The 9,418-nt window shown below is 43.7% G+C and carries 7 protein-coding genes; 4 read left to right on the forward strand and 3 right to left on the reverse strand.

Features of this window, described 5'->3' with window-relative positions:
* Positions 1-95 precede the first annotated feature (95 nt).
* Positions 96-1,796, forward strand: coding sequence for an ABC-F family ATP-binding cassette domain-containing protein (locus QUA16_RS03370; protein WP_333101784.1), 1,701 nt, complete (start codon positions 96-98; stop codon positions 1,794-1,796).
* 328 nt (positions 1,797-2,124) lie between these two features.
* On the opposite strand, the gene QUA16_RS03375 is transcribed toward QUA16_RS03370, so the two are convergent.
* The 3 genes from QUA16_RS03375 to QUA16_RS03385 form a co-directional block, all read right to left on the reverse strand.
* Positions 2,125-2,556: a hypothetical protein gene (locus QUA16_RS03375; protein ID WP_333101783.1), complete on the reverse strand. Its 432-nt coding sequence runs from the start codon at positions 2,554-2,556 to the stop codon at positions 2,125-2,127.
* 17 nt (positions 2,557-2,573) lie between these two features.
* Entirely contained in the window at positions 2,574-3,509 is a 936-nt protein-coding gene (locus QUA16_RS03380) for a fructosamine kinase family protein (protein ID WP_333101782.1), read from the reverse strand.
* Between the two features lie 86 nt (positions 3,510-3,595).
* Positions 3,596-6,193, reverse strand: a complete 2,598-nt coding sequence (locus QUA16_RS03385) for a dynamin family protein (protein WP_333101781.1) — start codon at positions 6,191-6,193, stop codon at positions 3,596-3,598.
* Positions 6,194-7,634: 1,441 nt separating this feature from the next.
* Between QUA16_RS03385 and QUA16_RS36845 the strand changes: the two genes are divergently transcribed.
* From QUA16_RS36845 to QUA16_RS03400, 3 genes are all read left to right on the forward strand, one after another.
* Positions 7,635-7,928 carry an acyl carrier protein gene (locus QUA16_RS36845; protein WP_445252142.1) on the forward strand — a complete coding sequence of 98 codons (294 nt, stop codon included), beginning with the start codon at positions 7,635-7,637 and terminating at the stop codon, positions 7,926-7,928.
* 202 nt (positions 7,929-8,130) lie between these two features.
* Positions 8,131-8,604, forward strand: coding sequence for a hypothetical protein (locus tag QUA16_RS03395; RefSeq protein ID WP_333101779.1), 474 nt, complete (start codon positions 8,131-8,133; stop codon positions 8,602-8,604).
* A gap of 122 nt (positions 8,605-8,726) precedes the next feature.
* Positions 8,727-9,083: a hypothetical protein gene (locus QUA16_RS03400; RefSeq protein WP_333101778.1), complete on the forward strand. Its 357-nt coding sequence runs from the start codon at positions 8,727-8,729 to the stop codon at positions 9,081-9,083.
* The last annotated feature ends 335 nt before the right edge of the window (positions 9,084-9,418 follow it).

Genomic DNA, 9,418 nt, shown 5'->3' on the forward strand with positions numbered 1-9,418 from the left:
TGTCTAAATATAATTAAAATTTGTTAAGATTAACTCGACCTCAGCGCCGGCATCCCATCCGCCGCTAAACCAGCCCTTCCCCAGTCCCCACAACAATGCTGCGACTCGAACACATCAGTAAAATTTACCCCACAGGCGTCGTACTCAAAGATGTCACCTGGGAAGTCAAGCCAGGCGATCGCATCGGCTTAGTAGGCGTTAACGGTGCCGGCAAATCCACCCAACTCAAAATCATCGCCGGCGAAATCGAACCCACCGCAGGCGAAGTCATTCGCCCCGCCAGCCTCCACATCGCCTACCTCTCCCAAGAATTTGAAGTAGATCCAACTCGCACCGTCAGAGAAGAATTTTGGCGTGCCTTCAGCGAAGCCAACGAAGTCCATGAATCCCTAATGCAAGTCCATCGAGACTTGGAAAACTCCTCCCCTGAAAATCTCGACGAACTGATCCACAAAATGGATCGGCTGCAACGGCAATTTGAAGGCTTAAACGGCTACGGTTTAGAAGCCCAAATCGAGAAAATTCTGCCCGAAATCGGATTTGAACCCGAAGACGGCGATCGATTAGTCAGCGCCTTCAGCGGCGGCTGGCAAATGCGGATGAGTTTGGGCAAAATTCTCCTCCAAAAACCCGACATCCTGCTGTTAGACGAACCTACCAACCACCTCGACTTAGAAACGATCGAATGGCTGGAAGTATACCTCAAAGGGCTGACAACCCCAATGGTAATCGTATCCCATGACCGAGAATTTCTCGATCGGCTCTGCACCCAAATCGTCGAAACCGAACGCGGCGTTTCCAGCACCTACCTCGGCAACTACTCCTCCTACCTGCTGCAAAAAGCAGAAGCCAGAGAAGCCCAACTCAGCGCCTACGAAAGCCAGCAAAAAGAACTCGAAAAACAGCAAGCATTCGTTGAAAAATTCCGCGCCAGCGCCACTCGCAGCACCCAAGCCAAAAGCCGCGAGAAACAGTTAGACAAAATCGAACGCATCGAAGCGCCCACCGGCGGATTAAAAACTTTGCATTTCCGCTTTCCCCCCGCACCCCGCAGCGGCCGCGAAGTAGCAATAATTGAAGATTTGGTGCACACCTACGGCGAAAAAATCCTATTTTTGGGAGCCGACTTATTAATTGAAAGGGGCGATCGTATAGCCTTTCTCGGCCCCAACGGCGCGGGCAAATCAACCCTGCTACGCCTGATTATGGGTTTAGAAAAGCCGACCGAAGGTACTGTCAAATTGGGAGGCCACAACGTCATCCCCGGTTACTTTGAACAGAATCAGGCAGAAGCCTTAGATTTGAATAAAAGCGTGATGGAAACCATTCACGACGAAGTACCCGACTGGAAAAATGAAGAAGTTCGGACTTTGTTGGGCCGTTTCTTATTTACTGGTGAAACAGTATTTAAACAGGTTGGCGCTTTAAGCGGCGGCGAAAAAGCCCGCTTAGCTTTGGCAAAAATGCTGTTGACTCCCGTGAATTTGCTGATTTTGGACGAACCGACAAATCACCTTGACATTCCGGCGAAAGAGATGATGGAAGAAGCGATTCAGAATTATGACGGTACCGTAATTATCGTTTCGCACGATCGCTATTTCATCTCCCAAGTCGCCAACAAAATAGTGGAAGTTCGCGACGGGGAGTTTCGGACTTATCTGGGAGATTACCATTATTATCTGGACAAAATAGCTGAAGAGAAAGAACTAGCAAAGTTCGCCAAACTTGAAGCTGAGAAGGCGGCAAAGAAATCCGAGAAGGAGGCGAAGAAGAAAGCGGCGGCTAAACAGAAGTAAATAACTTGACTGGTAGGGACACGGCAATGTCGTGTCCCTACGAATATGTAGCTGTAGGTGCGGATACATCGAAACTCCTCAAAGTCGATCGACAATCTCACAACGACGCAGGTTAATTAAGAAAAGCTATATTTAGTTAAACTACTGTTTGTAGGAGTGTGTCGCTACAGCATTTAAATAGACAAAATTGCATAAATCCTTGTTTGATCCAGTCACCGCAGATTTAAGGCAGATGAACAAAGATAAACGCAGATAATTTCCAGATAATTGTGGAATGAGTGCAATCTTGTCTAATGAATGTACGCTTTTATTAGCGAGTACCTCGACCTCAACGACTTGGATCTTTTCGTTTAAAGAATGGCTTTTGAGAACTAAGACACTCTTGCAAATCATCATCTAACTCTGTAGTAGGAAAACTATGATCGGCCACATATTTAATCAAATGATTTACCGAGCCAAACAAGAGAGTTTCTGTATCTTGCTGCAACAGAAATGTACCGTCATATCCGCCATATCCGTTAATTTTGTAAAAGTTTTGGCGCTGAGTATCCGCCGCAACGGAAGCCACAACAACTCCCTTATAAGAATAGTTTCTTAAGCAGAGTCTATTTTCTTTTTCAGCAATCTCAATATATCGATTCCCGGCGCTGCGATAGACGCCCACCTGTAAGGGTAAAGCAGCTAAAGAGTGTTCAGCCCCGATGATGGTCAAAAATAGAACTATCAATCCAAACTCGGTACAACTGTTCCAAAATTTCATTTTTGATTCCGCCTAATCTAGCTAAGATTAAAATTTAAACCCAAAATTCTATTAATCATTTGATTCGCCTGCGAATCGTAACTCCCGCCAAACAAATTAAAGTGATTCAAAATATGATATAAATTGTAAAGCGTTTTGCGCTTTTCATAGCCTGAATCCAGCAACCAAACTTCATTATAACCACGATAAAAGGCTGCGGAAAAACCCCCGAACAGTTCCGTCATCGCAATATCGACTTCTCTGTCGCCCCAATAAGCCGCCGGGTCAAAAATCACCGGTTCCCCCGCAGATGTCACCCCCGCATTTCCCCCCCACAAATCCCCGTGAACTAGCGAGGGTTGAGGTTCATAACCAGCTAACAATTCAGGAATCATCTCTAATAAACGTTCCCCTTGCGGAAAATGACCGCCCCGACGCTTAGCCAATTTTAACTGATAACCAATCCGATGTTCTGCCCAAAATTCTGCCCAATTTGCCGTCCAATTATTAATTTGCACCGTTGAGCCGATCGTATTATTAATATCCCACCCAAAAACTTCCCTCAATAAGCCCGAATTCGGCTCTTCTCCCCCCCTTAGCAAGGGGGGGCTGGGGGGGGTGTATTTGTGCATTTCGGCGAGTTTTCGCCCCATTTCTTCCCAAGCTCGATCGCCCCCGCGTCCTCCCAAATCCAGCCATTCCAGCACAATATAAGCGGAATTCCCCTCAGTTCCCCAGCAAATCGGCTCAGGTACTCGAATCGTCTGGGTTTCTCCCATTTGCTCCAAACCCAGCGCTTCAGCTTCAAACATCGCGACTTGGGAAGCTTGATTGATTTTCACGAAGTAAGTGCGGGAACTGCTGCTGATATAATAGCCTTGATTGATGCAGCCACCGCTGACGGAACGGCGATTGTCGATCGAAAATGTTTCTCCGGTTGTTTCACAGATGTGCGCGACAATTTTCTCCCACATAGCATGAAATCGTGTTGAGGGTTGAGGGCGATCGTAATTAGTTTAACAGCTAGAGTAACAAATATCGCCAATCAAGCTTTGGTAAATTATCCAGCACTTTGATTTAAAACTGCCTCAATTTGCCTTTCTATTTCTTGAAGTTCCCGACGTTTTTCAGCCAGCCAAACTTTTTTGGCCTCGCATTCTGCTTGAGTTTGTCGATCGCGATTTTCCTGCTGTTCTAATAAATTTTCCCACACCGAGATCGCTTTTGACATCACACTATTACTCGTCTCAATTCGCTTCTCGAATAATGCAATAATTCTTTCTTGTATCTTATCCAAAATAGACTGTGAAGATTCATCGAAATTCTGAAACCCTAACTCGCAAACTTTTTCCTTGATTTGACCTTTAACTGTATCGCCATCTAAGAAACTCCAGCCCAAACCTCCACCAAGACCCGCAACTATTGTGCCTAAAATTACTGGGATAATACCAAGTGGAAGAGCGATTAACACAGCAGCCGCGACAGCACCAATTCCCAAACCGCCCATGAATCCGCCGTCACCAATATCGTCAATTGATTCAGCAATCCCGCTTCCACTTGTACCAATCTCGCCCAAATTACCTGCCATCGCCAAATTATTAAATTGACTGACAAGGTTACTACTCAGTTGCTTATCAAACTTTTGAAACTCCTGCCGAATTGCAGAAATTTCTTCATCTATTTGACTATTTAAAGCTCCCATATTCTCTTGTAAAATAGACTGTACTTTTTGAGTAGTCCAATCTTCTATTTCTTGGGTGATATCTTCCACAAATTGATCAGAATAATCTTTAGTCAACTCTTTTTGACTCCACATATGCGAATGATCAGAAGTCCAGAGATTGCTTTTTGCGATCAGGCGTTGTGCCAATCCTTCTAGCCATTCATTCCAAGATTCAATAGCTTCTTCTACACATTTCTCCATCAGTTCATCCGCTAAAAGTTTGATTTTCACATCACGGCCGCTTGCTTCCGCCATCAGTTCAAATATTTTCAGTTTATCTCCTGGAGAAACTGTCAATTTTCCTTCTAAGATTTCCCTATATTGACTCAATTCATCGCAGCCAGTATTAATAATTTGCTTAATTCCGGCGGCGGATTGATTAAGTGCGATCGCCCCCCGTTCAACTGTCAAAAACTGTTCCAGAGATTTGGTAAAATACTGAAAAGATTTCACATACTCATTTTCCGTCCCGTCCAAAATCGCATTGAGTGCAGATTGAGCCGAAACAAAATGAATCCGGTTTTCACCAGCGATAAAATTTGGTTTTTTAACAAAGTTTTCTACCTTTCCTTTTACCTGTTGACGGCTTCCTTCCCGACGCAGCAAATCAGCAAAATTAACTAAAACAAAAATATTCTTCGCCGCTTCATCATCTTTCCCCGGATTCAACTTGTTTTTCAAATCCAAAAGCAGTTCCCGCTCTGTTTTTGTCAAAACATTTTGAGCGTTAGTCAAGAAAATCACCGCATCAGTTGTTTTGAGAACCTGTTCGGTAACTAACGTGCGTTCCGCGTGTTCGTTCAATCCGGGAGTATCAATAATTTCTACACCATTGCTGCACAATTCTAGATTTGGATGCTCGAAAATGATTTCTTCGATTTCTGACTTGACAATTTCATCTCCAAAAGAACCTAAAGCCGCTTCCTCAGAAATCGAGGCTTTATCTTGATATTGCTCAGGTGAAATCTCCTCTTCACGTCCGTCTTTGTATTTGCAGATCACCCGCTGCTGCGGCCCGTATTTCAAAACAGTCACCGTACCGCTACAGGGAATATCCCGCACCGGTTGAATTTCCTCGCCCAGCAAAGCATTAAGTAAAGTAGATTTTCCTTTACTAAACTCGCCGACAACAGCAACGCGAAAACATTGAGATTTCAATCTCTGAGATACTTTCGTTACTTCTTCTGTTAAATTAGGAGATAGCACGTTGCGATCGATTCCATCTTGCAGAGTTAAACCTAGTTTTCCACAAACAGCATCCAGTTGTTGCCGATACTCCTGAAACTTTTTCAACTCCTGATATGACGAGACTGACTGTTTTTGATTTGTTCGCTGTTTGGGTTTGGGTGGCAAATGTTCGATAATGTGACTAGCCGCACGGATAAATAAAGAATCGAGAGATTGAAATTGTGCTGGATCGAGTAACGAGTGAACTTCTGCTAAAGCTGCTGTATCGCTTATTGCTTGACTGCTAAAACTCGCTTCCAAAACAGTCAAAAATCGCCCATCGATTCCGAGTCTGTTGGCGATGTTTTGCAAATACTGTTTTTCGCGATCGTCTATTGTCCCATCTGCCGCCGACATTTGATACCCAAAACTAATCAGCAGTAGTTTTTCCTCCTCAGAAAAACACGCTGTCAGCGCCAACAACACCGTCACTTTATTGTAAACTTGCCGGTCTTGCACGCTCTTAACCATCGGCATTACCAATGGGCGCAAACTGTTGTTAGCGGGGATAAGTTCCGTAAAAGTTGTCCGCAATCGCTGCTTTTCCTCAGCACTTACCGTACCGTCGGCATGAATGACTCCCAACAATACCGTCACTAGCGCCGCCAGAAAAACCAGAGGCGGAGTAATATCCTCTTTTCGTAGTTTTTGCCCAGTCAGCAGCGAAACAAGCTCAACCGTTTGCGGACTAATTAGCGAAGTGTCCATTTGCAGGGTCTACTGATAATTTTTTTTTATTTAAACTATCATAATATATTAGTTATTCTGTGGTTTGCTACCAGGGTAAAAATTGATGATGAACTTTGTATTTCCCGCAGCGGTACAGGCTGCGATCGAGGCTGGCAAGTACGCACAAGTGTTTACATCTGCTGGAGTGCCGATCGGCATGGCGAGAGATGCAGCGACGGGACAGTTTGCGGCCCATGCCGTCGGCGCGGCCCTCAACAATAGCCCTCTCTCCCCCTTAGTCTCTCCCATGCAGCTTGTTATGGGCGGCTTGCAGATGCAGCAAATGCACATGGGCTTTCAAGCCGTCCAAGCCAGTTTGGGCGTGCTGCAAGCGACAACAGCCGTCATTGGTGTTGGAACTTTCGCCGGGGTAGCCTTGTCGGCGGTGAATTTGCACCAGACATTGAAACTAAAAAAAGCAGTTGAAAAGCTGGAAGTTAAAGTAGAAAACGGTTTCATCAATTTAGAACAACTTTTGAAAGGCCAAGGTGCGGAAATTAAGCAATTAATTTCCGAAGTTGTTGCAGATATAAAATTTGAGAACCACCGTTTAGTCTTAGTGCAGGCTTACGGGTTATTTAATCAAGCAATTCAACGAATGCGATCGGCTTTGCGACTGGAAGATATCAACCGCCGCAATGCTGAAATTGATGCGGCGCGGGGGATGTTGTTTGAAGCTTTAGCCGATTACAGAAACCCGCATTTGTTGGCAGAAACCTGTGCGGCGGGACAGTTGCGCCGATTAGAGTGCGGTTGGGCGATCGAGCAAAGTATTATCGGCACGTATCAGGTGCAAAATGAATTTGGTGCTGCGGGCGATCGTATCTCTCAACTGCAACAACAAATCCGTCAAGATGGCTTAACAGTAATTGCCGGCTGCGACTCTGACGACGAACTAGATTTTCTCTTCCCAGAAATCACGCGAATTCACAATCACGATTTAGCTGCTTTAGACATTTGGCTTAATCAGATTGAATGGATGAAAGCTTTGCCGCCAAGTGAATTAAAACAGTTACAAAGTGCTGATTTCAGTCAATCCAACTTAGCTGTTATTGGCGATGAAAAATTAACCACAACAGCTTTAGCAATACCCGATGAACAGTTATTTTATGAAAATTTGCGGCCGAAGTCTCATTTTTATGCGCTTCGCACTCAACTGGAACTGATGCTCGATCGGCAGCGACGGGAAAATTATGAAAGCTATATCATTAAGCAAGGGCAAATAGCGGGTCATAAAAGTTTAGTAGCGTCGAATTTGGAAAAAGCCTCGGATTTGGCTGTTGCTAATCTTTTTTACTATTTCAGAATCCGGGATGAATCGGAAGAGGAATTAGAATTAGATGCAGATCGAACTACAACTGATACCAATACTCCTACCGTTTTTGTTGAATCTTCCCCAAGCGATAAGGTTAAGCAACAAATTTATGAAAAAGTCAAAGCCGTTGTTGCCGAGCAGCTAGAAATTGATGCAAGTGAAGTCACCCTAAACACTAATTTTACCGAAAAGGTAAAACCAAATTATAACCCTAACCCTGGTAATTCTTGGTGGTCAAGTTGTTCAAGTGGTTCGGGTTTTGGATTAGACATGGATAAAGTAGAGGTAATCATGGCGATCGAGGAGGAATTCGACATTGAAATTCCCGATGAAGCTGCGGAGAACATAGAAACGGTTCAACAGGCTGTTGATTACATTTACAAAAAAGTTGCTGTTTAAAAAGCAAAGACAGTAACCAAGTTCAAATTCCTGAAACAGAAAAAAGCACTAGAAAGACTTCAAGGTTTAATGTAATACCAACTCAGAAGAGCGATCGGCGTAGGTACACAGCACTGCCGTTTCCCTACCAGGAACTCAGGCACAGCGGAAAACAAATTCTGTACGAGCCATGTCATTTTTAGTACAACAATAATCAAAGAAAATGAAGTCTAAATCAGTTACACAAATCAGCGGTCTTCCCGGTCAATTAGTCGGTGCAGTTCCACTCCGAACCAGTGGAACTGGAACTCTTAAAATAGTTGGGGACACCTTACAAGGAAATTTCACTTCATTTTTTGGCTTAGAAATCAAAGAAATTGTCATTCCCATTCAAAATGTCAAAGCAGTTGAAATTGGGGAAGGCTGTACTTGGTGGCTGCTCGGACTCGGAATTTTAACCCTCGGTTTCTTCTTCATTGGTATTATATTTATTGTGTTGGCTTTTGTTGTAAAACAGCGTTATATTGTCATTTATACAAGTAGAAATAATCTGATTCTGTTTTGTGCAAAAAATGATAAAATCAACCAGTTTCGGAACGAAATTATAGAAGCTTGTCGTCCTAAACTGAGCTATATTTCCCGACCCTCTCAGTCTCCACCAGCACCACCTTCTTTAGCCAAAGTGATTGATACTTAGCTAAATTTACCAGGGCGATTGCTATTTCTACCAAAGTGCGATCGGCTCTTCTCTTGAAGAAAGCACGAAGCGCGGTTAGAACAAAAAAGTTAGGGACATACAGTTTAAGGAGTAAAAATCTAATGCAACTAATTTTGGCAGAATTTTGTGGACGCTGGGGCTGTTCTTGGTGGGAGAACATTATCACCATCATCTTGGTTAGTCTGAAGGGTAAGGGTGCTGTACTATTGCTGGGATTATTGCTGATGTCGATATTTTTGGTCGTTCTAATATTGCTAGTAGGCTTGATAACAGCTTTTGAATTTATTGCTAGTTTTGGGAGAGACAAACAACAACCCCAAAACCCAAACAATTCTCATGAACAGGACCAAAGCATTTTATCAGCAGGAGCTAAGTTTGTCGGTCGTAGAGGAGCTAAATATTTGGGTCGTAAATTGAGAGAAGTAAACAAACATGAAGATATGAACAATCAAGATTAGTCTCAGCAAAGAGATAAACATAACAACAACCCAGATCGGTATCCTTTCTCTATTTTTTGTTTAATCATCTCAACAAACAAGGCCCTTTTCTTGATATCAGAAAGAGGCTTTATCTTATTATAAAATCCCAGGCATCGATCTATTTTCTCAGGCAGTGACCCGCCAAATATCTTCGCCACATGGGGATTTAACAACCGAGTTGAGGATGGAATCGGATTTGTGGCAGTGCGTCTGTGTAGAGACGGAAAAAAAATAAGGGTAAAAAACCCTGAAGACTGCAGAGAATTAAGTCATCATCATCACCATGTAGAAAGAGAGGTCAAGCCCTCGGTCTA

This window comes from Microcoleus sp. S13_C3 (genome assembly GCF_036700905.1).
Lineage (GTDB): Bacteria > Cyanobacteriota > Cyanobacteriia > Cyanobacteriales > Microcoleaceae > Microcoleus.